18 protein-coding genes and 2 pseudogenes are annotated in these 25,808 nt (G+C 68.0%); 9 read left to right on the top strand and 11 right to left on the bottom strand.

Annotated features, from left to right (window positions below; genetic code table 11):
* Positions 1-2: 2 nt before the first annotated feature.
* Positions 3-1,133, top strand: a complete 1,131-nt coding sequence (locus tag IT882_RS14280) for a glycerate kinase (protein ID WP_195692389.1) — start codon at positions 3-5, stop codon at positions 1,131-1,133.
* A 26-nt stretch (positions 1,134-1,159) separates the two neighbouring features.
* Here the strand turns inward: IT882_RS14280 and IT882_RS14275 are convergent, their stop codons facing one another.
* Both IT882_RS14275 and IT882_RS14270 read right to left on the bottom strand, forming a co-directional pair.
* The gene (locus IT882_RS14275) at positions 1,160-2,437 is read right to left on the bottom strand and encodes an MFS transporter (RefSeq protein WP_195694426.1); all 1,278 of its coding nucleotides are present in this window, start codon (positions 2,435-2,437) and stop codon (positions 1,160-1,162) included.
* Between the two features lie 5 nt (positions 2,438-2,442).
* The gene (locus IT882_RS14270) at positions 2,443-2,892 is read right to left on the bottom strand and encodes a MarR family winged helix-turn-helix transcriptional regulator (protein WP_229382158.1); all 450 of its coding nucleotides are present in this window, start codon (positions 2,890-2,892) and stop codon (positions 2,443-2,445) included.
* 111 nt (positions 2,893-3,003) lie between these two features.
* Here IT882_RS14270 and IT882_RS14265 point away from each other — a divergent pair, with 111 nt between their 5' ends.
* Complete coding sequence (locus IT882_RS14265; protein WP_195692387.1) at positions 3,004-4,458, top strand: MFS transporter; 1,455 nt, start codon at positions 3,004-3,006, stop codon at positions 4,456-4,458.
* Positions 4,459-4,513: 55 nt separating this feature from the next.
* Here IT882_RS14265 and IT882_RS14260 read toward each other — a convergent pair whose 3' ends face one another.
* Positions 4,514-6,115 carry a DHA2 family efflux MFS transporter permease subunit gene (locus IT882_RS14260; RefSeq protein ID WP_195692386.1) on the bottom strand — a complete coding sequence of 534 codons (1,602 nt, stop codon included), beginning with the start codon at positions 6,113-6,115 and terminating at the stop codon, positions 4,514-4,516.
* Positions 6,116-6,194: 79 nt separating this feature from the next.
* On the opposite strand from IT882_RS14260, the gene IT882_RS14255 reads away from it, so the two are divergent.
* The 4 genes and pseudogenes from IT882_RS14255 (at position 6,195) to IT882_RS14240 (ending at position 9,998) form a co-directional block, all read left to right on the top strand.
* Complete coding sequence (locus tag IT882_RS14255; protein WP_195692385.1) at positions 6,195-7,043, top strand: alpha/beta fold hydrolase; 849 nt, start codon at positions 6,195-6,197, stop codon at positions 7,041-7,043.
* Between the two features lie 43 nt (positions 7,044-7,086).
* Complete coding sequence (locus IT882_RS14250) at positions 7,087-8,136, top strand: lipoate--protein ligase family protein (RefSeq protein WP_195692384.1); 1,050 nt, start codon at positions 7,087-7,089, stop codon at positions 8,134-8,136.
* Between the two features lie 35 nt (positions 8,137-8,171).
* Positions 8,172-8,978, top strand: a complete 807-nt coding sequence (locus IT882_RS14245) for a DNA-methyltransferase (protein WP_195694424.1) — start codon at positions 8,172-8,174, stop codon at positions 8,976-8,978.
* A 34-nt stretch (positions 8,979-9,012) separates the two neighbouring features.
* A pseudogene (locus tag IT882_RS14240) lies at positions 9,013-9,998 on the top strand (LLM class F420-dependent oxidoreductase).
* 36 nt (positions 9,999-10,034) lie between these two features.
* On the opposite strand, the gene IT882_RS14235 reads toward IT882_RS14240, so the two are convergent.
* Both IT882_RS14235 and IT882_RS14230 read right to left on the bottom strand, forming a co-directional pair.
* A complete protein-coding gene (locus tag IT882_RS14235; RefSeq protein ID WP_195692383.1) occupies positions 10,035-11,525 on the bottom strand; it encodes a carboxylesterase/lipase family protein in 1,491 nt (496 codons plus the stop codon).
* The gene (locus IT882_RS14230; protein WP_195692382.1) at positions 11,522-12,151 is read right to left on the bottom strand and encodes a TetR/AcrR family transcriptional regulator; all 630 of its coding nucleotides are present in this window, start codon (positions 12,149-12,151) and stop codon (positions 11,522-11,524) included. The genes IT882_RS14235 and IT882_RS14230 overlap by 4 nt, the downstream gene beginning before the upstream one ends.
* A 246-nt stretch (positions 12,152-12,397) precedes the next feature.
* On the opposite strand from IT882_RS14230, the gene IT882_RS14225 reads away from it, so the two are divergent.
* Both IT882_RS14225 and IT882_RS14220 read left to right on the top strand, forming a co-directional pair.
* Positions 12,398-13,582: an MFS transporter gene (locus IT882_RS14225; protein WP_229382157.1), complete on the top strand. Its 1,185-nt coding sequence runs from the start codon at positions 12,398-12,400 to the stop codon at positions 13,580-13,582.
* A 60-nt stretch (positions 13,583-13,642) separates the two neighbouring features.
* Positions 13,643-15,924: pseudogene (locus IT882_RS14220) on the top strand (glycoside hydrolase family 3 C-terminal domain-containing protein).
* Positions 15,925-16,675: 751 nt separating this feature from the next.
* On the opposite strand, the gene galK reads toward IT882_RS14220, so the two are convergent.
* Positions 16,676-17,821 (bottom strand): galactokinase, encoded by a 1,146-nt coding sequence (gene galK, locus IT882_RS14215; protein ID WP_195694422.1) that lies wholly within the window; start codon positions 17,819-17,821, stop codon positions 16,676-16,678.
* Positions 17,822-17,865: 44 nt separating this feature from the next.
* Positions 17,866-19,029, bottom strand: a complete 1,164-nt coding sequence (gene galT, locus IT882_RS14210; protein ID WP_195692381.1) for a galactose-1-phosphate uridylyltransferase — start codon at positions 19,027-19,029, stop codon at positions 17,866-17,868.
* A gap of 49 nt (positions 19,030-19,078) precedes the next feature.
* Here galT and IT882_RS14205 point away from each other — a divergent pair, with 49 nt between their 5' ends.
* Positions 19,079-20,086 (top strand): LacI family DNA-binding transcriptional regulator, encoded by a 1,008-nt coding sequence (locus IT882_RS14205; RefSeq protein ID WP_229382156.1) that lies wholly within the window; start codon positions 19,079-19,081, stop codon positions 20,084-20,086.
* Between the two features lie 27 nt (positions 20,087-20,113).
* Here the strand turns inward: IT882_RS14205 and galE are convergent, their stop codons facing one another.
* The 4 genes from galE to IT882_RS14185 form a co-directional block, all read right to left on the bottom strand.
* Positions 20,114-21,091, bottom strand: coding sequence for a UDP-glucose 4-epimerase GalE (galE, locus tag IT882_RS14200; protein WP_195692380.1), 978 nt, complete (start codon positions 21,089-21,091; stop codon positions 20,114-20,116).
* Positions 21,092-21,116: 25 nt separating this feature from the next.
* The gene (locus IT882_RS14195) at positions 21,117-22,847 is read right to left on the bottom strand and encodes a glycoside hydrolase family 35 protein (RefSeq protein WP_195692379.1); all 1,731 of its coding nucleotides are present in this window, start codon (positions 22,845-22,847) and stop codon (positions 21,117-21,119) included.
* The gene (locus tag IT882_RS14190) at positions 22,844-24,385 is read right to left on the bottom strand and encodes an alpha-N-arabinofuranosidase (RefSeq protein ID WP_195692378.1); all 1,542 of its coding nucleotides are present in this window, start codon (positions 24,383-24,385) and stop codon (positions 22,844-22,846) included. The genes IT882_RS14195 and IT882_RS14190 overlap by 4 nt, the downstream gene beginning before the upstream one ends.
* 78 nt (positions 24,386-24,463) lie before the next feature.
* Positions 24,464-25,807: an ABC transporter substrate-binding protein gene (locus tag IT882_RS14185; protein ID WP_195692377.1), complete on the bottom strand. Its 1,344-nt coding sequence runs from the start codon at positions 25,805-25,807 to the stop codon at positions 24,464-24,466.
* Position 25,808 lies beyond the last annotated feature (1 nt).

The following is a 25,808-nucleotide window of genomic DNA, read 5'->3' as shown; positions in this document are numbered from 1 at the left end:
GCGTGAGTGGGCCTCAGCGTGTGGTGATCGCACCCGACAGCTTCAAGGGGTCGCTCGCGGCTCCGGAGGTTGCCGGCGCGATCGCGCGGGGGTGGCAGCGGGAGGCCCCGGACGACGAGATCGTGCAGCGGCCGCTGGCCGATGGGGGCGAGGGGACCCTCGACGCGTTCCTCGCCGCGATCCCCGGGGCCCAGCGGCGACGCATCCGTGTCACCGGCGCAGACGGACAGCCCAGCGACGGCTCGTGGGTGTGGCTGCCGCCCGGTGCTGAGACGCCTGGCGGTACGGGAGTCGTGGAGCTCGCGTCAGCGTGCGGTATCGAGACGCTCGGCGGCAGGCTTCGCCCGTGGGATGCCGGAACCGAGGGGCTCGGCGAGGCGATCTGCGCGGCCCTGGACTCGGGTGTCACGCGCCTGATCGTCGGGCTCGGGTCGAGCGCCTCCTCCGACGGCGGCGCCGGGATGCTGCGCGCGCTGGGTGCCGGAACCCGGGACGCGCGCGGGCTCCCGGTCGCGCCCGGCCTGCGCGGACTCCGCGAGGTCGCCGAGGTCGATCTCTCGGGCCTGAGGTCCGCGCCCAGCGGCGGAGTGATCGTGCTCGCCGACGTCGACAATCCGCTGTGCGGCCCGCGTGGGGCAGCTGCCGTCTTCGGTCCGCAGAAGGGTCTGCTGCAGGCTGAGATTGCCGACGCGGATGCCTCGCTTGCCGCGTGGGCGCGGCATATCCCGGCACCGGCTGACGCACCGGGTGCCGGCGCGGCGGGAGGGACCGGTTTCGCTCTGCGCGCCTGGGGCGGCGAGATCGAATCGGGCGCCGCATACGTCGCCGAGGTCGTCGGGCTCTCCGCCCTCCTCACGGCCGACACGATCGTGGTGACCGGTGAAGGCGCGTATGACGCCGGGACCGCGTCGGGAAAGGCGCCGCAGGTCGTCATCCAGCTTGCCCGCAGCGCGGGCGCTCGCGCCGCGCTCGTGGCAGGCCGTATCGATCCGGGCGCCGAGCTGAGCGACCTGGCAGCTGCGGTCTCACTGACTGAGCTCGCGAGAGGTGCGGCATCCGCCCTGGCCGCTCCCCGGCACTACCTCGAGCTCGCGGGGCAGGCGCTTGCGCGTCAGCTCTCGGCATCCCGGTGACGCGTCCGACGGGGCGTTGAGTTCCGCTACCGGCCCGGGCTCTGCGTGATCGGCTGCGTCACGATGCTGAGCGGTCTCGTCTCATCCAGGCGCAGACGTAGCCGGGTGCCGCGGTGCAGTCGCCCCGACCAGACGAGCCACGTGATCGCGATTCCCGCGGCGATGAGGGCGGCGAGCGTACCGAGCTGGATGGCGACGCGGGGCCCGAGCTCGTCGGCGACCCATCCGACGATCGGTGCTCCCACCGGCGTGCCGCCGAGCAGAATCGCAACATAGATCGCCAGAACCCGGCCGCGAAGATGGGCATCCGTCGTCGCCTGCACATAGCCGTTGGCCGTCGAGAGGATCGTCACCACCGTGAATCCGGTGAAGACGAGTGTCAGGGCGTAGAGCGCGTAGGTCGGCATGACCGACGAGACCGCCGAAGCGACGGCGAATCCGAGCACCCCGGCGATCATGACGCGAACGCGCGCGCGGTCGCGCCGGGCTGCGAGGAGGGCGCCGGTGAGCGAGCCGATCGCGAGAACCGAGTTCAGCAGGCCGAAGCCGTCAGCGCCCGCCCCGAACTCGAGCGCCATCGTGGATGCGTAGATCGGGAAGTTCATGCCGAACGCGCCGACCAGGAAGACGACGATGAAGACCACGATCAGGTCGGGCCGCTGGGCAACGTATCGGAACCCGTCCGCCAGCCGGGAGCGTCCGTGGGTGACCGCTCGCGGAGTGAGCTCGCTCCGGCGCATCGCCAGGAGCGCACCGATCGTGGCGAGGAAGGTGAGCGCATTGACGAGGAACATCCACCCGGTCCCGACCAGGACGATGAACACCCCGGCGACGGCTGGTCCGATCATCCGGGCGCCGTTGAAGGATGCCGAATTCAGCGCGACGGCGTTGCTCGTGTTCTCTCTCGTGACGAGGTCAGACACGAACGCCTGGCGTGCCGGGTTGTCGAATGCGGCGACAAGCCCCAAGCCGAGCGCGAAGGCGTACATGAGCGGGAGTGTCATCAGGCCCGCGAGGATGAGGCTGCCGATGGTCGCTGCGAGTACGAGGAACGCGGACTGCGTGACCAGCAGGATGTGTCGGCGATCGAACCGGTCTGTCGCCCACCCCGTGACTCCCACCAGAAGCAGAGGTGGTCCGAACTGCAGTGCCATCGTGAGCCCCACGGCCCCCGCATCGCCGTCGGTGAGCTGGGTGAGGACTACCCAGCTCTGCGCGGTGGACTGCATCCACGCGCCGATGTTGGACACGAGCGCGCCGATGAACCAGATGCGGTAATTGAAGACGCCGAGGGAACGGAACATCGTGCTCATTGCGCCGCCAAGCGTTGCAGGACGGCTGCCGCTGCCGTGAGCGTCGCCCGCTCCTGCTCGGTGATGTCTGCGAGCACCGTCTCGACCCACGCATCGCGCCGGCGGGTCGTCTCGTCGACGACGGCACGCCCGTCATCCGTGATCGTGATGACGACCTTTCGGCCATCGTTGTCGTCGGCTGACCGCTCGACGTATCCGGTGTCTTGCAGGCAATTGACCGTGCGGTTCATGGATGGCGGCGAGACCCGTTCGCGTTCCGCAAGCTCGCCGAGGGTGCGCGGACCGTTCAGGTAGAGGTCCGCGAGAACCGCGAACTGCCCGTCGCTCATCGAGTCGATGGAACGTTCGGTTCGCATCCGTCGCGCGAACCGAAACACGCCCATGCGCAACTGCGACGCGTCGCCTGCAAGGGGGTGGGAATCGGGCGGCGAGTCGGGTTCGTTCATGAGATCTTTAGCATAGCTCATTAGTCATGCTAAAGACTGAGCGGTGCAGGTTCTCCCACCGTTCACCACGACGTCTCCTTATGGGAAGCGAGCCTGGCCACAATGGGGGCCATGTCAGCGCGTGGGATGGCCCGGCACCTCGATAGCCTGCGTTTCGGCGCCACCCACCGAAAGGTGTGGATCCTCTCCGCCCTGGGGATCATGCTCGATGGCTTCGACTTCTTCATCATGGGAGTCGCGATCCCCCTCATCGTCGCGAAGTGGAACATCTCTCCGCTGGAGACCGGCATGGTCTCGAGCGCGGCGATCGTCGGCGCGATCGTGGGAGCGTCGGTCATGGGCCGGATCTCGGATCGGATCGGCCGGAAGCTCGCGTTCCGCATCGACCTCGGCATGTTCGTTGTCTTCGCGTTCGCGTCGGCACTCGCCCCCGACATCTGGTGGCTCATCCTCTTCCGGTTCCTGCTGGGGATCGGCGTCGGGGCTGACTATCCGATCTCGTCGAGTTATGTGGCCGAGATCTCACCGCGACGCCTGCGATCGAGGCTCCTGATCGGGGCCTTCAGCTTTCAAGCGGTGGGCCAACTGCTCGGCGCGCTCGTTGGTCTGCTCGTGCTCTCGCTTGACCCTGTTCCGGATGCGTGGAGATGGATGCTCGCCTTCGGCGTCATCCCGGCGCTCATCATCGTCATCCTGCGGCGCAGTGTCCCCGAGAGTCCGATGTGGCTCGCATCGGTGCGCAGGTACGACGAGGCTATTGACTCGGTCACGCAGTTCACCGGACGCACGCTGACGATCGACGAGGTCCGCGAGATCTCCGAAGAGGGAGCGGTCGCTGGCGTGGTCCGACCCACCGAGGCGCGCGTGACCAGGGCCGAGCAGAAGCAGCTCTTCTCGAAGGGTGTGCGGGGCACGACGGCGCTGACGGCGATCCCGTGGTTCTTCATGGACATCGCGACCTACGGCGTCGGGGTCTTCACGCCGACGATCCTTGCGGCGCTGGCCCTATCGTCGTCGGCGAACACGCAGTTCATCGCCGATGACATCACCTCCACGGAGGGCGCGGCGTTCCTCGACATCTTCCTCGTGGTCGGGTTCGCTGCCGCAATTCTCCTCGTCAGGAAACTCGGGCTCATCGTGATGCAGGTGACGGGCTTCATCGTGATGGGCGTGGGGCTCGTCGTGCTCGGGATCACCGGCTTCCTGCCCCAGGACTCGCCGCTCCAACTCGCCCTGGTCTTCTCGGCGTTCGCGGCGTTCAATCTCTTCATGAATGCGGGTCCGAACTCGACGACGTTCGCGCTTCCCGCAGTTGCTTTCCGCACTGAGAATCGAGGGGCGGGCGCGGGGCTTGCCGCTGCCGCAGGCAAGACGGGAGCTGCCGTGGGCACCTTCTTCTTCCCGATCATGCAGGCAGACCTCGGGCTGTTCCCGACCCTGGTGATCATCGCCGCTGGCTGCCTGACCGCCGCGGCGGTCACCGTCGCGTTCCGCGCTCGTGCCCGCGCAGGCGTCGAGGGCGACGGTGACGCGCGCACGATCCCGGTCGATCCCGTACGAGGCTGAGGCCACCGTCGGGCCAAACGTCGCGCCGAGAACGTCGCGTGTCGGGCGCTCTTGCTTACCCCGCGGCGGTCTTCGGTGCTTCCTCGGTGTCATCGCTCCCGGCCCGGCGGGACGGCAGGGCGAGTGTTGCCATCAGCCCCACGGCGAGGAATCCGGCTGCGGTGAAGGCGGCGTAGCGAGTGCCGTCCGAGAAGGCAGCCTTCGCGGCATCCGCGGCGGCAGCCGTCGCCGGCGACTGTTCGAGCTGCGCGATCGCGCCGCCGGCGCTCTGGACGACGGCCGTTACGATCTTGTCTGACTGATCGCTCGGGACACCCTGGTCGGCAAGACTCGAGGTGAGGATTCCGGCGGTGCTCGTGAACAGGACAGTGCCGAGGATCGCAATCCCCAGCGCCGAACCGATCTGACGCGCGGTGGATTGCGTGCCCGATCCTTGGCCGCTGCGTTCGACGGGGACGTCCACGAGAATGACGCCGGTCAGCTGGGCCGTGGCAAGACCGACGCCGAACCCGTAGACGAACAGCGCCGGGATGAGCCATCCCCACGTGGCATCCGGGGCGATGACGAGCCCGACCCACACGACGCCGATGATCTCGGCGGCAAGACCCACGCGAACGACCCACACCGCGGGGATGCGCGAGCTCGCAGCAGCGGCCGCGCCGCTGGCGACGAACGAGCCGCCCGCGAGGGCGAGGAGGATGAGACCCGTTTGCAGCGCGTCGAATCCGAGCACGAACTGCAACCACAGCGGCAGCGACAGGATGATGCCGAACTCGCCGAGCGAGACGAGCATGGCCGCAATATTGCCGTTTCGGAATGTGCCGATGCGGAAGAGGCTGAACGAGAGTAGCGAGACGCGACCCGTGCGTTCCCGATGGATACCCCAGGTGATGAAGCCGATCGCTCCGAGGATGGCGATGAGGAAGGCGATGGGAACCGGGGACAGCGCCCACGGCCACGTCCAGGACCCAATGACGAAGTCGCCGTCGGTTGCCCACCACCCGAGGGTGCGCCCCTCGATGAGGCCGAACACGAGCGCACCGAACGTGATGAACGAGAGTGCCCCGCCAATGATGTCGATCGAGCGCGTGTTCTCGTCGCGCGACTCGGCGACCGTCAACAGCACGCCGATGACGATGAGGATGCCGAGGGGGATGTTGATGCCGAACGCCCAGCGCCACGAGAACGCCGTCGTGAGCCATCCGCCCAGCAGCGGCCCGACCGCCGCCATGCCGCCGATCGTCGAGCCCCAGACGGCGAAGGCGATCCCTCGCTCCCGACCGCGGAAGGTGGCGTTGATCAGCGACAGCGTCGTCGGCAGGATCATGGCGCCGCCGACGCCCTGCACCAGGCGCGCGAGGATCAGCAGATCACCGGTGGGCGCGAAGGCCGCCGCGATCGAGGAGACGACGAAGATCACGACACCGAGGAGCATGATGCGTCGTCGCCCGAATCGGTCTGCCAACGATCCGAACACCAGCAGCAGCGAGGCGAACACGAGGGTGTAGGCCTCCTGCACCCACTGCACCTGCGTGGAGGTGATCCCGAGGTCATCGACGATGGCTGGGATTGCGACGTTGACGATGGTGGAGTCGACGATGATGAGCGAGACGGCGATGCTGATGAACACCAGGCCGAGCCAGCGACGATTCTGCATATCGCTAGCTTATCTAGCTAAATTCTCGCCGCAAGAGGCATCTCGCATCAGCCTGCGTTCGGCTCGCTAAGCTTCCGGCATGCCCGAGTACACCGACGTGCACGGTGTCGAGATCGTCTACGACCTCGTCACCCCCGTGACCACTCCCCGCGGCGTCATCCATCTGTTGCACGGGGTGGGTGAGCACGCCGGACGCTATGGCGCGCTGATCAGCGCGCTGGCGGATGCCGGGTTCATCGTCTACGCCGATGACCATCGCGGTCACGGCCGTACGGGCATGCGCCAGCACGGGAGCAGCGAGCACCTCGGGCGGCTCGGCCCCGGTGGTTTGCGCGCGACGATCGACGCGGTCTGGCAGCTGAGCGAGATGGCCAGGGCGGAGCATCCGGACCTCCCCTTCCTGCTGCTCGGTCACTCGTGGGGATCCTTCCTCGCGCAGATCCTCGTGAACCGCCATGCGGAGGAGATCGACGGCCTCATCCTGAGCGGCTCGGCGTTGCGGTGGCCGGGTTCACTGAATTCTGGGGATCTGAACGCGCCGTGGCAGGGCCCCGAGGCCACCGGCATGGAGTGGCTCTCGACCGACCCGGCAGTTGCCGACGAATTTGTTGCCGACCCGTTGACGACCACGACCCCACTCGCGAAACTGTTCGGCCACCTCGACACGCTGCGCCTGATCGGCAAGCCGGGTCGTCAGCTCGAGAACGATGTCCCGACCCTCATCATGGTCGGGCGTGAGGACACCGTCGGTGGCCCGCGCAGCAATCACCGGCTCGCGGACGCGTACCGGACGCGCTCGGGCTTCACCGACGTCACGACCCTGGTCTACCCCGGTGCGCGGCACGAGATCTTCAACGAGGTCCAGCAAGCTGAAGTGCGCGCCGACCTGCTCGCCTGGCTGGATGCCCGCTTCCCCGCGCGGGACTGACGGAGCGCGCCTGCCGTGTGCGCCGCCCTCCTAGGCTGGTCCCATGCACGCTGAGTACAAGGTCCCGGGCGGCAAGCTCGTCGTTGTCGATCTCGATGTCGAAGCGGGGCGCTTGGCGAACGTGCGGCTCGCGGGAGATTTCTTCCTCGAGCCCGACGATGCCCTCGTCGCGATCGATGCGGCGGTGACGGGCCTCCCCGCCGAAGCCGATGTCGCCACGATCGCCGCCGCCGTGCGCGCCGCCCTCCCCGAGGGAGCCCAGCTGCTGGGATTCACGCCCGAGGCCGTGGGGACGGTGGTGCGGCGGGCGCTGGTGACGGCATCCGGGTGGAAGGACTTCTCATGGCAGGTCGTGCACGATCGCCCGGTGTCGCCACGGATGAATCTCGCGCTCGATGAGGTGCTCACGACTCGCGTGGGGGACGGGCGCCGGATGCCGACCCTGCGACTGTGGGAATGGAACGAGTCGGCAGTCGTGATCGGGTCGTTCCAGTCGTTCCGCAACGAGGTCGACCCGGAGGGCGCTCGCCGCCACGGCTACGACATCGTGCGGCGCATCTCGGGCGGCGGGGCGATGCTCATGGGAGCCGATGCGATCATCACCTACTCGCTGTCGGTGCCGGCCTCGCTCGTGGCAGGCATGACGTTCGCGGATTCCTACGCCTTCCTCGACGACTGGGTGTTGGAGGCCCTGCGCTCCCTCGGTATCGACGCGACCTACCAGCCACTCAACGACATCGCGAGCCCGGAGGGCAAGATCGGCGGGGCGGCGCAGAAGCGCCTCGCCAACGGCGGTGTGCTGCACCACGCGACGCTCAGCTACGACATGGACGGCGAGGTTCTCACCGACGTGCTGCGGATCGGGCGCGAGAAACTCAGCGACAAGGGAACGGTCTCGGCTGCCAAGCGCGTCGACCCCCTGCGCCGCCAGACGGGCCTGCCGCGCGAGAGCATCATCCAGGCGTTCGCCGACACGTTCGCGTCTCGGTACGGGGCGGAGCCCGGACACATCACCGACGAGGAATACGCCGAAGCCGAGGCGCTTGTCGCATCGAAGTTCGCCACCGACGCGTGGCTGCACCGGGTGCCGTGACCGTCACCATCCATCACGGCGACAACCTGTCGGTGATGCGCGGGCTGCCGGATGCGTCGTTCGGCCTGATCTACCTCGACCCGCCGTTCAACACCGGCCGCGTGCGTGAGCGGGCCGTCGAGTCGGCGGGCGCGCCCGGGGAGATTCCCCTGCCGGGATCGGTCACCCGGCGCGGCTTCCACGGCCGCGACTACGAGCGTCTCCGGGGAGACCTGCGAGTCTACGACGACCGGTTCGACGACTACTGGGGCTTCCTCGAGCCGCGCCTCCTCGAGGCCTGGCGGCTGCTCGCGGCAGACGGCACGCTGTATCTTCACCTGGACTACCGCGAAGCGCACTACGCGAAGGTGCTGCTGGATGCCGCATTCGGCCGCGACCACTTTCTCAACGAGCTCATCTGGTCGTACGACTACGGTGCAAAGACCCGCAAGCGCTGGCCCACCAAACACGACACGATCCTGGTCTACGTGAAGGACCCGGCACGCTACTGGTTCGATTCGGATGCCGTCGATCGCGAGCCCTACATGGCACCGGGGCTGGTCACTCCCGAGAAGGCGGCCCGAGGCAAGCTCCCGACTGACGTGTGGTGGCACACGATCGTCCCGACCACCGGACGGGAGAAGACGGGGTATCCGACGCAGAAGCCCGAGGGTGTCCTGCGGCGGATCGTGCAGGCATCCTCGCGCGTGGGTGGCGCGGTGCTCGACCCGTTCGCCGGGTCGGGCACGACGGGCGCCGTTGCCCAGGCGCTCGGGCGGGACGCGGTTCTCATCGACAGCAACCCGGAGGCCATCGCGGTCATGCGCACCCGGATGCCGAACGCAGCCATCGTCGAAAACTGACCCTGCTCCGCAGGCGCGACCCTAGGCTGGCGCTATGCGATTCGGAATCTTCATCCCCCAAGGCTGGCGGCTCGACCTCGTGGGCATCGACCCCGCGCAGCAGTGGGAAGCGATGAACGGTCTGGCGCAGCGTGCGGACACCGGCCCGTGGGAGTCGCTGTGGGTGTACGACCACTTTCACACGGTGCCGGTGCCCACCGACGAGGCGACGCACGAAGCGTGGACACTCATGGCGGCCTTTGCCGCCTCGACCAGCCGCATCCGGCTCGGGCAGATGTGCACCTGCATGGGCTACCGGAACCCCGCGTACCTCGCCAAGGTTGCCGCGACCGTCGATCTCATCTCCGGGGCCGTGCCGAGATGGGGATCGGCGGCGGCTGGTATGAGCACGAGTGGCGCGCGTACGGCTACGGATTCCCCGAGGTGCGTGACCGCCTCGCGATGCTGCGCGAGGGCGTCGACATCATGCACCAGGCCTGGACCACAGGCCAGGCGACGCTTGACGGAAAGTACTACCAGGTCGACGGTGCCCTCGTGCATCCGCAACCCCTGCAGGACGAGGGCATCCCGTTCTGGATCGCCGGAGGCGGCGAGAAAGTCACGCTGAAGGTTGCCGCAAAGTACGCGTCGTACACGAACTTCGCGGGCAGCATCGAGGAATTCGACCACAAGCGCTCGGTGTTGCACGAGCACTGCGCCGCGCTCGGTCGTGACCCCGGCGAGATCACCCAGTCCTCGAACGTCAACACCATCGTCGGCGCGACCGAAGCCGAGGCCGACGAGCGTCTGCGTCTCGTCCTCGATCGTCTGGCCCCGATCGTCGGCGACGAGCGTCTCGCCGCGATCGAGGCCGACTACCGGGGGTCGCTGGGCTTCGGAACGCCCGAGCAGATCGTCGAGCGTCTGACGGAGCGGGTCGACCACGGACTCGGTTATGCCATCCACTACTTTCCCGAAGCGGCATACGACAGCTCCGGGATCGAGTTGTTCGAGCGCGAGGTCATTCCGGCGCTCGCCTAAGCCCCGCCGCCCGCAGGGGGCGACGCAACAACGAGGTCAGAGCAGCGACCGGAGGCTGCGGTAACCGTCCGCGACGTCCCCTGGCCCCGTGTCGTCGAAGACGCGCGTGCGTCCCGGCTCATCCGACCATGGCGCCCATCCGGGAGCGCCGTCGCGAACGAACGCTGACGCGGCGCCGTGGACAGCATCCGCCAACGACGGGGGAGGATTCTCGCCGGTGAGCGCGTCGACCCGATCCCGGTCGAGAACGTCGAACCAGAACGGCACATCGACGCAATGGCAGGCCCAGCCGATCCGTGTCGATGCCCACGAGAAGCGGTACACCCACGTCGGTGCTGTACCGCGCGCTGCCGCCACCTGCGCGACGCCGCTGCGGAAGACCTTGTCAGACACATAGCGGCCGAGCAGAGCGGCAGTGCCGAGCCGGTGCTGCTGCGCGTTGTCGGCAAGATAGGCCCGCCGCGTCGGCCGATCCACGCCGAGGATGGCGAGGGCGAGGGCGGCGGGCACGAACCGGAACCTGGCGCGCGCATCATCGGTGATCATCGTGAACTCGTCGTCGGTCGCCCCGACGACGAGGGGCTTGTCGGCCCCGATTCCCGCCGCGATCGACTCGGGCGTCGCGGTCGGCAGCAGGTCGCCGTCGATCATCGGCCCCCAGGGCAGGCCGTCGTCGAGCAGGGTCCGGATGCCGGACAGGCGCGATCCGCCCCGCTCGCTGACCTTCTGCTGCAGCCCGATCAGCACATCCGGATCGACCGTGGCGAATCCGTCACGTGTGGCCGGAACCCCGGCGAGGTCCGCGAGCTGTGTCGCGACGCTCCAAGCGCGTTCGCGTGAAACGTCGCCCAGCGCGGGGGAGAGCGCCCACACCCGGTGGAAGAGATGCTGTGCCGCCGGCATCCCCAGAAGGGTGAGCACCGCCCCGCCGCCAGCCGACTGCCCGGCGATGGTGACGGCATCCGGGTTGCCGCCGAAGGCGGTGATCTCGCGCTGTACCCAGTCGAGCGCGGCGAGCCAGTCGCGCACGCCACGGTTGCTCGGGGCGCCATCGATGAGACCGAATCCGTCAAAGCCGAGCCGGTACGAGACGGTGACCGTCACGAGTCCGTCGCGTGCGAAGGACTCACCGTCGTACCACGGGCTCGCGGGCGACCCCGAGACGTACCCGCCCCCGTGGATGTAGACCAGCACGGGAAGACGTGCAGCGCTGTCGCCGGGACGCGGCGTGAACACGTTGACGTTCAGGGTCGCCTCGCCGGGCACCGACGGCTCGGGAATGAGGGTGACCTCGGCGACCGGTCCGCGCTGCGGCGTCGCCCCGAACGTCGTCGCCTCGCGGATGCCGGTCCACGGTTCGACGGGAACCGGCGCCGCGAACCTCAGGCCACCGACGGGCGGCTGGGCGAACGGGATGCCGAGGAACGCGGCAGAGCGATCCGCATCTGTTCCCCGCCACAGGCCCCGGACCGTACCGCTGCTCGTCGCGACGATCGGGGCGTCACCCTGGCGCGCAGAGTCGCTCATACCGCGCCCTCGCGCTGCGCCTGGTCGGGTGCTGATTCGGAGGCGGGGATAAGGACGGCCATGAGGTGATCCAGTGTCGCGGCCATGTCGACGGTAGGGTCCAAGAGCCACTGCAATTGGAGCCCGTCCGAGACTGCCTGAAGCACGCGCGTGAGAACCTCGGGCGGCAAGACTGGAGCTGCGTCATCCTGGCCGGCAAGATTCCGCTCGATCAGTGTGCGGAAGTTCTCACCGCGTTCCAGGAAGTACTCGTGAGCTGGATGGTCCGGATGGGCGGCTTCGACCGCCAGCCGTGAGAAGAGCTCGACGAGGCCCGGCACATCGGCGTTGTGGCGGACGACGCGCACGAAACTCGCCCGTGCATGGACCGGGCCCGGGTCGGTCTCTTCTCGCAGGAGCCCGAAGTGAGCGCGGTCGTGCTCATCGCGCTTGCGCAGCACCTCGGTGAACAGTTCCTCTTTGCTATCGAAGTAGTGCAGGAGGCCGGCCTGGCTCAGGCCGACGGCCTCGGCGATCCGCTTGACGCTCGCGCCGTCGTAGCCTTCGGTGGCAATGACCTCTAGCGCACGCTCGAGAATCTCTTCGCGCTTGGCGACGCCTTTTGCGTATGAGCCTCGTCGTGCCATGAGACGAGTGTGCCGAACAATGCTTGTTATTCAAAACCTAGTACCGTATGGTTTTCGCAGGTCCGCCGTCGATCCTCCTGTTCCTCCGAAGGATGCCTGCCATGACAACGCCGTCTGAAGTGCCACCGAGCCCCGCCGATCCCGCGATCGTCGCGGCGTCCGCGCCCATGACCAAGAACACGTTTGTGGCCTCGGCATCCGGGACCGACGACCCGCCGCCCCCCCATCAAGGGACTGCGCCGGCTGATGTGGTGGATCATCCCGGCCAACCTCGGGATCTTCATGCTGTGGGGTGCGATCCCCGGCATCCTGCTGCCGCAGCAGATCACGGTCCTGTTCGGTGAAGCCGACAAGGTCGCAAACCTCGCGATTGCCACCACGGTCGGCGCCTTCGCGGCGATGATCGCCCAGCCGATCGCCGGTCAGATCTCGGACCGTACCCGCACCCGATTCGGTCGTCGCGCGCCATGGATGATGATCGGCGCGCTCGCCGGTTCCCTCGCGCTCGCGGGACTGGCGTTCGCGAACACGTTCATCGGCGTCGTCATCGCGTGGACGCTCGTGCAGATCAGTTTCAACTTTGCACAGGGTCCGCTGTCGGCGGTGATGCCAGACCGCGTACCCGTCGCCCGGCGCGGTACGTTTGCTGCGCTGACGGGGATCGGACTCATGGTCGGCGCCCTCGGCGGCTTCACTCTGGGCTCGCTCTTCTACAACAGCGTCACCGTCGGTTACCTCGTGTTCGCCGTGCTCGCTCTGGTGATGCTGAGCCTGTTCGTACTGTTCAACCCCGACTACTCCAGCCGCGACATCCAGCCCGAACCCTTCAAGCTCGGCGACTTCCTCCGCACGTACTGGGTGAACCCGGCGGAACACCCCGACTTCTTCTGGGCCTTCACAGGTCGCCTCCTGCTTTACACCGGCTACTTCGCGGTCACCGGATACCAGCTCTACCTCTTGACCGACTATTTCGGCGTCGAGTCACCAGAAACGATCATCCCGGTTCTCGGGCTCTTGAGCTTCGCCGGCATCCTGATCTCGACCCTGGTGGCGGGACCTCTGTCCGACCGGATCGCGCGCCGCAAACCCTTCGTCTTCGCCTCGGCCGCGGTCGTGAGTCTTGCCTTCCTTCTGCCGTGGCTCTGGCACGACCTCATGGCGTGGTTCATCATGACCTTCATCGCCGGCCTGGGCTTCGGCATGTTCCAGGCCGTTGACACAGCGCTCATCAGCCAAGTGCTTCCCTCGGCGAAGTCCTTCGCGAAAGACCTCGGCGTCGTGAACATCGCCGCGACGCTCCCACAGACGCTTGCACCAGCCATTGCCGGTGCGATCGTGCTGACCGTCGGGTACCAGGGATTGTTCCCGGTTGCGATCGTGCTGGGCATCCTCGGCGCGCTCGCGGTGTGGCCGATCCGTTCCGTCAACTAGCTTCGTGCCTAGGCAGGCGCGCCCTGCCCGGGCACGGTTCATCCCCGCGAAAGGAAACCCATGACTGACAACAACCGCGGCGGAGTCGATGCGACAGTCGCCGACCTGACCCTCGAAGAGAAGGCGTCGCTGACCAGCGGCCTGAACTTCTGGCACACCAAACCGATCGAGCGCGCCGGCATCCCCTCGATCATGGTCACCGACGGCCCCCACGGTCTGCGCAAGCAGGCCGGATCAGGCGATCACCTCGGCGTCGGCTCCTCTGTTCCCGCGACCTGCTTCCCGCCGGCGGTGGGGCTCGGCTCGTCGTGGGATGTCGACCTGTTCGAACGGGTCGGGCAGGCTCTCGGTGCCGAAGCATCGATCGAGAACGTTGCCGTGGTTCTCGGACCGGGCGTCAACATCAAGCGGTCCCCCCTCTGCGGGCGCAATTTCGAGTACTTCTCGGAGGACCCGATCGTCTCGGGAACTCTCGGCGCGGCGTTTGTCAGGGGCGTCCAATCGTAGGGCGTCGGCACATCGCTCAAGCACTTCGCGGCCAACAACCAAGAGACCGACCGGATGCGGGCGAGCTCCGACATCGATCCCCGCCCGCTGCGTGAGATCTACCTCCGCAGCTTCCAGCGGGTCGTCGAGGATGCCCAGCCCTGGACGGTGATGTGCTCCTACAACAGGATCAACGGTGTCTATGCCTCGGAGGATCCGTGGCTGCTCACCCGCGTGCTGCGCGACCAGTGGGGCTTCGAGGGGCTCGTCGTCTCGGATTGGGGTGCGGTCAACGAGCGCGTGACGGGTCTGCCCGCGGGGCTCGACCTCGAGATGCCGTCCTCGAACGGTCGCACGGATGCCGAACTTGTCGCCGCGGTGCAGGCCGGTGAGCTCGACGAGTCGGCGCTGGATGTCGCAGCGGGACGCGTCATCGACCTGGTCCGCAAGGCGCAGGCCGGCGCGGGCACGGTCGCGGGCCCGCTCGATGTCGATGCCCACCACGCGCTTGCCCGCGAGGCGGCGGGCCGCTCGATCGTGCTCCTGAAGAACGAGGGTGGCATCCTGCCGATCGCGAAGGATGCCTCGCTGGCCGTCATCGGTGCGTTCGCCGAGAAGCCGCGCTACCAGGGGCGGGCTCGTCGCTGATCAACCCGACCCGGCTCGACACGGCGATCGACGAGATCCGTGCACTCGCGACCGGCGAGGTCGCCTACGCGCCCGGATTCTCGCTCGCTGCCGACGTCGACCCGAGCGAGTCGGCGCGGCTGCGCGACGAGGCCGTGGTGGCGGCATCCGCTGCCGAGGTCGTGGTGCTGTTTCTCGGCCTCCCGGCTCGGCTGGAATCCGAGGGGTACGACCGGGACGACATCCATCTGCCGGCGGAACAGCTCGCGGTGCTCGAAGCCGTGCGCGCCGCGAACCCGAACGTTGTCGTCGTGCTTTCCAACGGCGGGGTTGTCGCTCTGCCCTTCGCGGGCGATGTTCCGGCCATCCTCGAGGGCTGGCTGCTCGGCCAGGCTGGCGGCGGCGCGACCGCTGACGTGCTCTTCGGCGACATCAACCCATCAGCCAAGCTCACCGAGACGATCCCGGTGCGACTGTCGGACACCCCCGCGTATCTGGACTTCCCGGGTGAGTTCGGTCACGTCCGCTACGGCGAGGGGCTGTTCGTCGGGTACCGCTGGTACGACGCGCGGGGCCTCGAGGTCGCCTACCCGTTCGGCCACGGCCTCTCGTACACGACGTTTGCCTACGCGGATGCCGCGGCTCGCGTCACCGACAGCGGCGACCTCGAGGTGGTCGTCACGGTGACCAACACGGGGCAGCGTGACGGCCGGGAGGTCGTTCAGGTCTACACGTCGCTGCCCGAGTCGACGGTGCAGCGGCCGGTTCGCGAGCTCACGGGCTTCGCGTCCGTTGCCCTGGCTGCTGGCGAATCACGAACGGTCGTGATTCCGGTTCGCCGAGCCGACCTCGCCTACTGGGACATCCGCGTCGACGGATGGGTCGTCGAGGGTGGTGCCTACACGGTCGAGATCGGCGCCTCCAGCCGTGACATCCGGGGCTCCGCGACCGTCGAGGTTGCGGGCGATCCGGTGACGATCCCCTTGACCCGCGAGTCCTCCCTTGCCGAGGTGATCGCGCATCCGGTTGTCGGCGAGATGGTCCAGGGCGCCCTTCAGCAGATGATGGCGGGCATGGACGGTCTCGAATCGGTGATGCCCGAGGGCGTCTCGATGGACAAGATGATGCTGTCCCTCCCCATCGGTCGAATGTCGATGATGGCTGGCGACCAGGTGAGCCCCGAGATGATCGACGGCCTCATCGCCATGGCCAACGCCCCGCAGCAGTAGAGCCGGGCTGCCCGCGCCCTAGCCCTCTCCATCTCGCTCTCGCTCGCCCTCGGGGAGGTAGGAGTAATCGCGAGGGTAGGACGATCTGTGCTGCATTCGTCCTACCTCGGTGATTTGTCCTCCCTCCGCGAGGGCGCGCGGTGGCGAGGTGGCGCGGATGCCGGAGGGACAGGGCCACCGGCGTCGCGAGGGGAGAAGAGGTCGAGGGGGCAGGAGAGATCCCGAGGGTAGGAGAAATCCCGAGGGCAAGAGAGATCCCGAGGGTAGGAAAAATCGCGAGGGTAGGACCAACCGCCGCGCAATTGTCCTCCCTCCGTGATTTCTCCTACCTCGGGAAGGTGACGAGGGGCCGTGGACGCCGGATGCGGTGGGGCGCTGGGTCTCGCGAGGGTAGGAGTAATCGCGAGGGTAGGACGACGGGCAGGGCAAGCGTCCTCCCTCGGTGTTTTGTCCTACCTCCGCGAGGGCGCGCGGTGGCGCGGTTGCGCGGATGCCGGAGAGGGCGGCGCTGGACGTGAGGAGGGGCTCCAAAGATAGGAGAGGTCGAGGGGTAGGAGAGGTCGGGGGGCAGGAGAGATCCCGATGGTAGGAGCAATCGCGAGGGTAGGACGAATCGTCGCGCGATTATCCTCCTTCGGTGATTTTTCCTACTTCGGGAAGGTGGTGCTACTTCGGGAAGGTGGTGCTGGGGCGGTGGCGGAGCCAGTGGCGGTGGCGCTGGCGGTGGCGGGGAGAGGGGGCTCCGGTGCGATCAGGATGTCTCGTCGCGGTGGGCGCCGGCAGAGGGCTGCACCGTGAAGATGCGTGGGGCGCGGAAGCCGGATGCCGAGAACGCGGCGGTCACGGCATCCGTCACCGCGTGCAGCCGGTCGCGAGGGACGAGCGCGATCGCGGCACCACCGAAACCGCCGCCGGTCATCCGCGCCCCGATGGCGCCGCCCGACATCGCCGCCTCGACCGCTGTGTCGAGCTCGGGGACCGAGATCTCGAAGTCGTCGCGCATCGAGGCGTGGGATGCCAGGAGCAGATCACCGATTGCGCGGGGTCCGCTCTCACGCAACACGCGCACCGTGTCGAGCACTCGCGCATTCTCGGTCACGACGTGACGAACGCGCCGGAAGGTCACCTCATCCATGACGGATGCCGCGCGCCCGAGATCGTCCACAGACACATCGCGCAGCGCCGCCGCGCCCATCGCCGCAGCACCCTGCTCGCAGGATGCGCGGCGCTCGCGGTACCCGCCCGTGGAGTGCGCGTGGGTGACGAGCGTGTCGATCACCAGCACCTCGAGGTCGGCGGCCTCCAGCCCCAACGGCACCACCTCGGTCTCCAGCGTGCGGCAGTCCAGGAACACCGCCGCGTCGGTCTCGCCGAGCATCGAGGCGGTCTGGTCCATGATCCCTGTGGGTGCGCCGACGGCATCGTTCTCGGCGGTTCGGCCCACGCGCGCGAGGTCTTTCGCGCTGAGATCGGCTTCCCACAGGTCGTTCAGGGCCACGGCGACGGCGCATTCGATCGCGGCGGATGACGACAGTCCGGCACCGACGGGGACCGCGGAGGCGATCGCGAGGTCGAGGCCGTACGGCGTCACGGCGTCACCGGCTGCGCGCAGCAGTGCCCACGCGACCCCGAGCGGGTAGGTCGTCCATTCGGGCACGGATGTCGGTGCGGGCGCGGCGAACAGGGCGTCGAGGTCGGCGATCGGCACGGTTGCCTCGCTGGCGTCGAAGCTCGAGCGAACGCGCAGCACGCCGTCGCCGCGGGGCGCGACAGCCACTGCCGTGCGCGCATCGATAGCGAACGGGAGGACGAAGCCGTCGTTGTAGTCGGTGTGCTCGCCGATGAGGTTCACCCGGCCCGGCGCCGACCAGACCCCGAGAGGCGCAGCATCCGTCATCTCGGCCAGCAGGGCGCGGGCTACGGCCCCGGCGGTCGGCGCGGTCACAGCTGAACCCCCTCGATGGAATCGCGGAGGCGCTCGGCAGCAGCCTCGGGCGGGATGTCGCCGATCCAGGCGCCCATTGCCGCTTCGGACCCGGCGAGGAACTTCAGCTTGTCGGCAGCCCGCCGGGGCGAGGTGATCTCCAGGTGCATCCGGACGGTGTCGCGCGAGGCGCTCACGGGTGCCTGGTGCCAGGCCGCGATATAGGGCGTCGGCGTGTCATAGAGCGCGTCGATGCCGCGCAGGAGGCGCAGGTATACGCGGGCCAGCTCGTCGCGCTCGGCATCCGTTGTCTCGGCGAAATCGGGCACGTGACGGTGCGGCATGAGGTGGAGCTCGATCGGCCAGCGCGCGGCGAACGGGACGTAGGCGGTCCAGTGCTCTCCGGCGAGGATGACGCGGCTGCCCTCGCGCTCGAAGTTGAGCACGCGCTGCATCAGGTCGGGTGACGTGCACGAGATGTTCTCGATCAGTCGGCGAGTGCGGGGCGTGACATAGGGATAGGCGTAGATCTGTCCGTGCGGGTGGGGCAGGGTCACGCCGATGGCTTCACCGCGGTTTTCGAACGGGAACACCTGCTCGACACCCGGGAGCGCCGAGAGGGCCGCCGTGCGGTCGGCCCAGGCTTCGATCACGGTCCGCGAGCGGGTCACCGACTGGGTTCCGAACGAACCGGTGTGCTCCGGGCTGAAACACACGACCTCGCAGCGTCCCACAGACGTCCGCACGCTGCCCAGACCGAGGGCGTCGAGATCGTCGAGACCGCGGGGCGGGTTCGGCGCCTCAGGGGCGTCGCCGTGTGCCTCGGCCAGGGCAGGACCGAACGACGGGGATCGGTTCTCAAAGACCGCGACGTCGTAGCGCGAGGGGATCTCCGAGGGGTTGGTCGGTGTCTGCGGAGATAGGGGGTCGAGTTCTGCCGGGGGAAGGAAGGCGCGGTTCTGGCGCGCGGCGGCAATCGAAATCCAGTCGCCGGTCAGGATGTCCTGCCGCATCGTCGCCGTTGCCGGTCGCGGATCGAGCGCGCGCTGATCGATGCCGCGATCGGCGCCGAGCGTCGTGTCGGGATCGTCGTAGTAGAAGAGGTCTCGTCCGTCGGCCAGCGTCGTGTCGCGTCTGACGACACCTCCGCCGAGGGTGATCGGTTCCCGAAGCGTGTTCACGATAACACGCTACTGGTCGGCCGTGATATCGTCAACATTGGAGGGCTCAATGACCCAGCAACGACGCGCATCCATGGCCGATGTCGCAGAACTGGCCGGCGTGTCAACACAGACCGTGTCGCGGGTTGTCAACGGCAGCCCGAGGGTCGACCCGGCGACGCGCAGCCGTGTCGAGGCGGCGATGGCGACGGCCGGGTATCGGGTACACCGGGCCGCCCGAGCGCTCCGCACCGGTCGTACCGGAGTGGTCGGCGCGGTGGTGTCGACCCTCGCGACGGTCGGCAACTCGATGCTGCTCGAGGCTGTCGTCGACGAGGCGTCTGTGCGGGGATATGCCGTCGCGGTCGCGCGCATCGGGGAGGGTGGCCCGGCCGAAGCGTTCGAGCGGCTGCGCGACCAGGGCGTTGACGGAGCAATCGTCGTCAACGAGGCATCCGCTCTTCTTCGTCAGACCGAGCTGCCTACAGACCTGCGCCTGGCAGTCGTCGATTCGCCGCCGGACGACCGCTACGCGGGTGTCGAGACCGCTCATGCCGCCGGCTCAGCAGCTGCGACCGCGCACCTTCGCGACCTCGGGCATCGGGTGATCGCGCACGTCGCGGGGCCCGCGTCGTCCTACGCTGCAGCCGAACGTGAGCGCGGGTGGCGCGAGACGCTCGGTGCCGCGGACCTGGATCCGGGCCCGCTGCTGCGCGGCACGTGGGACTCAGCATCGGGCTACCGGGCGGGCCTGGAGCTGTTGGCGAATCTCGACGTCAGCGATCCCGTGACGGCAATCGTCGTCGCGAACGACCAGATGGCCCTCGGCGTCCTGCGAGCGGCATCCGAACTCGGCATCCTCGTGCCCGACCAGCTGAGCGTCGTCGGGTTCGACGATGTGGCGGATGCCGCCAACTTCACTCCCGCACTCACGACGGTGCGTCAGCGATTCGACCTTCTGGGCCAACGCGCCGTCGCCGCTGTCCTCGACGGGGCGGAGGCTGGATCGCGCGACGTCATCGAGGCTCCGCTGATTGTTCGCGGAAGCAGCGCGGCGCCGTTCGTGCAGCCGGCCTGAGCGCTTCCGAGCTCGTTCTCGCGGCGCCTAGAGTGCGCGGCGGCGCGCTTCCCAGCCGGTGCGCACCATCTCGTCGATCGAGTAGCGCATCTGCCAGTCCAGGTCGCGGGCGGCGAGTTCTCCGGTTGCGACGATCCGGTCAGGATCGCCCGGACGCCGTGGCCCGATCTCGGGGGTGAAGGCGATTCCGGTGACGCGGGCCATGGCATCCATGATCTCCCGCACCGACAGGCCGTTCTGCGAGCCGAGGTTGTAGGCAGCCTCGATCGGCTCGCCCGCGACCAGACGCTGTGCGGCGGCGACGTGGGCGGCGGCGATGTCGCCGACGTGAACGTAGTCGCGCACGTTCGTGCCGTCGGGTGTGTCGTAGTCGTCGCCGTTGATACGCGGCGTCTCCCCGGCGATGAGCTTTTCGAACACGATCGGGAAGAGGTTGTGCGGGCTCGTGTCGTACACCGTCGGGTCAGCGGAACCGACCACGTTGAAGTACCGCAACGATGTGTGTCGTAGCGGCGCATCGGTGTCGGCCGTCGCCCGCGCCTGGTCGGCGATCAGCCACTCACCGATGAGCTTGGACTCGCCGTATGGGGAGGCGGGGCGCTTGGGAAGGTTTTCGACCACGAGGGGAACATCGGGCGTGCCGTAGACGGCAGCGCTGGATGAGAACACGATGTTCGTCACACCGGTCTCTGCCATCGCCTCCAGCACGATCCGGGTGCCCTCGACGTTCTGGTGATAGGTGTGCAGCGGCCGGGTGACCGAGACGCCGGCGTACTTGAAGCCCGCGACGTGGATGACGCCCTCGACCGCGTGGTCGCCCAGTGTCTGCTCGAGCAGTTCACGGTCCAGGATGGAGCCGCGGACGAAGGGCACTCCCTCGGGAACGAAGCCGTCGTGTCCGCTGGAGAGGTCGTCGATGACGACCGGGGCGATGCCCGCGGCCGACAGCGCGCGGACGACGTGGGCACCGATGTATCCGGCACCGCCGGTGACAAGCCAGCTCATGGCTTCCATCCTGTCAGGTTGGGGATCACTCCTCGGTCGGGCCGAGGAGTGCAGAGGGAACGAAGCGCGCGGTCGCGGCGCTCGCGGCATCCAGCGTGAGGATGACGATGTCGTTGCTTCCGGCGCGTGTCACGGGTCCCGGAACGTAGAGCGTGCGCTGGGGTCCTGCGCTCCAGAAACGGCCGAGGAAAAAGCCGTTGACGAAAGCGAAGCCCTTGCCGAATTCAGCAGTGTCGAGGAAGAGGCCGGACTGCGCGTCGAGGTCGAACGAGCCGCGCATGATCTCGCGCCCGCCGATACCTGCCGTGCTCGCGCCGGCTGCCACCTCGACAGCACGCTCGAGGTGCACGGGGTGCGTGGTCCAGTCGGTCAGCTCGGCGCCGTCGAGCTGCACCCCGCCGATGAGTCCCTTGGGCTCGCCGAGACGGATGTCGTAGTTGACGCGGCCCTGGTCTTCGACCGTGATCTCCAGCACGTCTCCGTCAGGAAGATGCAGCGTCGTTTCGTGCAGGGTGCGAGAGAGACGCCCGACTTCGACACCGTCCACACGCACCCACGCGAGATCGCGCACCTGGCCGATGGTCAGCCGCCCACCGCGACCATCGGGGAGGGTCGTTCGGTACTGGACGATCGCGCCGACGTGGGCGAGATCATCGAAACTCACGAGCCCCGGCGCGGGCTCGCCGAGACCTGCCGGAACCCAATCGCCCGCACGCGTCAGGTCGACATCGAACGCCGGGGCCAGGGCTGCCGCAGCCGGCACCTCGGCGGGAACCTCGGCGTAGCGGGCGATGACCTCGCGGAAGGCGTGGAACTTCTCGGTGGGGTGGCCCGCTTCATCCAGCGGAGCGTCGTAGTCGTACGACGTGACGATCGGGTCGTATCGTCCCTTGTCGTTGGCCCCGTTGGTCGTGCCGAAGTTCGTGCCGCCGTGGAACATGTAGATGTTGACCGAAGCCCCCGCGGCCAGGAGGTCCTCGAGCTCGGCGGCCGAGGCTGCGGCATCCGTCGTGTGGTGCACGCTGCCCCACCAGTCGAACCACCCGTCCCAGAACTCCGAGCACATGAGGGGCCCGGTGGGCTGGTGTTCGCGGAGCGTTGCGAGGCGCTCGGTTGCCTTGGAGCCGAACGACCCCGTGCGATGCAGGGTCGGCAGGCTGCCGTTTCGGAGCATGTCGGGCATCGGCTGATCGACGGTTGTGAGGGGCACCGTGATGCCGGCACTCTCGGTCACCCGCACCAGTTCTTCGAGGTAGGCGGTGTCGGACCCATAGGCGCCGTACTCGTTCTCGATCTGGACCAGGATGACGTTGCCGCCCTGATCGATCTGGCGAGGTGCGACGATTTCGTAGACGCGCTGCAGGTACTCGGTGACCGCCGCCACGTACTGCGGTTCGCTGCGGCGCAGCCCGATCCCCGGCGTGTTGGTGAGCCACACCGGCAGTCCACCGTTGTGCCATTCGGCGCAGATGTAGGGACCGGGGCGAACGATCGCGTACATCTCCTCGGCGGCGACGGCGTCCAGGAACGCGCCGAGGTCGTTCCAGCCGGTCGCGTCCCACTGCCCGTGGTGCGGCTCGTGGGCGTTCCACGCGACGTACGTCTCAATCGTGTTCAGACCCATGAGGCGCGCCTTGCGGATGCGGTCGGCCCAGTGATCGGGGTGGATGCGGAAGTAGTGCAGGGCTCCGGCGAGGATGCGGAAGGGGGCGCCGTCGAGAAGGAAGTCGTTCTCGCCGATGGCGAAGCGGGTCACAGTGCGTCTCCTGCTACTGAGTCGAGTGCTGCTGAGTCGAGCTCGACACGCACGCATGCCCAACTGACGGGGGGAAGGGTGAGTGTGTGGATGCCCGAGCTGCTCTCGACCTCGACCTCACGGGGCGCGACCAGTTCGGCATCCGGACCGTTCGTCGTGCGCACGTCGCCGTCGGCGCCAGCAAGCACGTGAGCGGAGATGACGCGGCCCGGTGCGGTGAAGCTCACGGTGTGGGCGTCAGTGAGGCTGCGGTTCACGGCGAACAGCGCGAGCCGGTTCTCGTCGATCGTGGCCACACTCGCGATGCTCGGAACGCTGCCGTAGCGGGCGGTCTCGAGGACTTCCGCGTCGATACCGGGAAGGATGACCCGACCGCGGGCGTGATGGGCGGCATCCGCGAACGGGAAGTAGGTCGGCTGACGCCACGCTGCCCCGCCCGGCTCGCAGCGGATGGGCGCGATGACGTTGACCAGCTGCGCGAGGTTGGCCATCGAGACCCGGTCGGCGTGCGAGATCAAGGAAATCAGGAGGGATCCGACGACGACGGCATCCAGCGCCGTGTACTCGTCCTCGATGAGGCGCGGAGCCTCGGGCCAGCCGCCGGTGAAGACGGCGGGCTTGTCGACCTCGTTCCAGCGGGTCTGGTTCCAGACGTTCCACTCGTCGACGCTGATGCCGATGGGGCGGGCGATGCCGTGCTCGGCGCGGACGTCGTCGATGATGCCGGCGACCTCGTCGAGGTAGGCATCCAGCCCGACGCTGGAGGCGAGGAAGCTCGCGGGATCCCCGGGCTCTTCCTCGTAGTAGGCGTGCACGGAGATGTGGTCGACGAGGTCTGCGGTGTGGGCGAGCACGGTGCGCTCCCACGTTCCGAAGGTCGGCATCTCGTGGTTGGAGCTGCCGGCGACGACGAGTTCGATATCCGGGTCGATGAAGCGCATGAGACGTGCCGTCTCGGCGGCGATCCGGCCGTATTCGTCTGCGGTCTTGTGCCCGATCTGCCAGGGGCCGTCCATCTCGTTGCCCAGGCACCAGACCCGGATGCCGAAGGGTTCCTCGCGTCCGTTGGTGCGTCGCTGGTCACTGAGCGCGGTACCGGAGGGGTGGTTGGCGTACTCGAGCAGGTCTGCTGCCTCTGCCGGGCCGCGGGTGCCGAGGTTCACGGCCTCCATGAGTTCGAGGCCGACCGTCTCTGCCCAGTCGGCGAACTCGTGGAGCCCGACAGCGTTGCTCTCGGTGCTGTGCCACGCCGCATCGAGACGGCGGGGGCGGTTCTCACGCGGGCCGACGCCGTCTTCCCAGCGGTAACCCGAGACGAAGTTGCCGCCGGGGTAGCGCACGATCGTGGCGCCCAGTCCCCGAACGAGCTCGCGAACGTCGCCGCGGAAGCCGGTGGCGTCGGCGGTGGAGTGTGTGGGTTCGTAGATGCCCTCGTAGACGCAGCGTCCCATGTGCTCGACGAACGTCCCGAAGATGCGGGGGGAGACTGTCGCGCCCGCGGCCGAGAGGTCGAGGGAGATCGTCGCCGAGCGGGTCATGCGGAGGGCCTTTCGAAGATGCGCGGTGGGGGCGGATCGTGGAGGATGCCGCCCCCACCGCGCGGGGGTGTTCGGGTGTTACTTGTTGACCGTGAAGCCCTGGTCGTTGCCGTAGCTGACCAGCTGGTCCTGCCAGGCCTGCAGGCCGGCGTTCAGGTCGCTCTGTGACTGGTAGGACTGACCGACCGTGTCACCGAAGATGCTGTTCGCGTACACCTGGTAGGGCAGGTACTGCCAGCCCGTGAGCACGTCTGCCGCGGCCTGCGTCAGCACCTGGTTGATCTGCTGCCCACCGAAGTACTCCGACTCCTGGTCGACGAACGCGGGGTCGCTCAGCTGCGCCGTCGTCGAGGGGAACCCGCCGCTCTCAGCGAAGATCTGCAGGCTCTCGGGGTCGTTGTTGAGCCACTTCAGGAACGCTGCGGCCAGGGCCGGGTTCGCGCTCTGCTTGGTGACAGCCTGGCCGCCGCCGCCGTTCTCGGCGCTGACAGCGCTGCCGTCGTAGCTGGGCATCGGGGCAACACGCCAGTCACCGGCACCGTCGGGCACCGAGGACTCGAGCACGCCGGGCATCCAGGCGCCGATCACGAGCGACGCGATCGTGCCATCGCCCAGGCCCGTGAACCACTCGTCGCTCCACGCCGGGATGTCGGCGAGCAGACCGTTCTCGAGCAGCTGGTTCCACATGTCGGCGAACTGCGTCGAGCCCGCGTCCTGCAGGTCGATGGTGATGTTCGTGCTATCGGTGGTCTGGAACGGCTGGCCGCCGGCCTGCCAGATCATGCTGGTGGTGAAGCCCGAGTCGCCGGTGTCGGCGGCGATGAACTTGGTGGGATCAGCGGCGTTCAGCGCCTGTCCCGCAGCGATGAACTCATCCCACGTCGTCGGCACCTCGATGCCGAACTGGTCGTAGACGGTCTTGTTGTAGAACAGGGCCATGGGGCCGGAGTCCTGCGGCAGACCGTAGATCTTGCCGTCGAAGTCGACGGAGCCCCACGGGCCCGCGCTGTAGTCGCTTTCGAGGTCGCCGAAGCCGTAAGGGGCCAGATCCAGGAGCGAGTCCGAGAGGGCGAACTGCGGGAAGGCGTAGTACTCGATCTGCACGACGTCGGGGGCGCCCGAGCCCGCCTTGATGGCGTTCTGCAGCTTCGTGTATTCCTCGGTGTTGGTGCCCGCGTTGACGAGGTTCACGGTCACGTTCGGGTACTTCGCCTCGAACGCGGCGACCTGTGCCTCAGCCGAGGGCGTCCAGCTCCAGTACGTGATCTCGCCGCCAGCTTCGAGGGCCGCCTCGAGGTCGTCAGCCGAGCCGCTGCCGCCGCCGTTGTCGCTGGACGAGCACGCGGCCAGCGAGCCTCCCGCGAGCAGGATGGCGGTCACTGCGACGCCTGCGCGGCGCAGAACCGATGCCTTGATTGTCATG

Origin of the sequence: Microbacterium schleiferi (assembly GCF_015565955.1) — a bacterium.
Classification (GTDB): Bacteria; Actinomycetota; Actinomycetes; order Actinomycetales; family Microbacteriaceae; genus Microbacterium; species Microbacterium schleiferi_A.
This window is presented reverse-complemented; position numbering and strand designations above follow the sequence as displayed.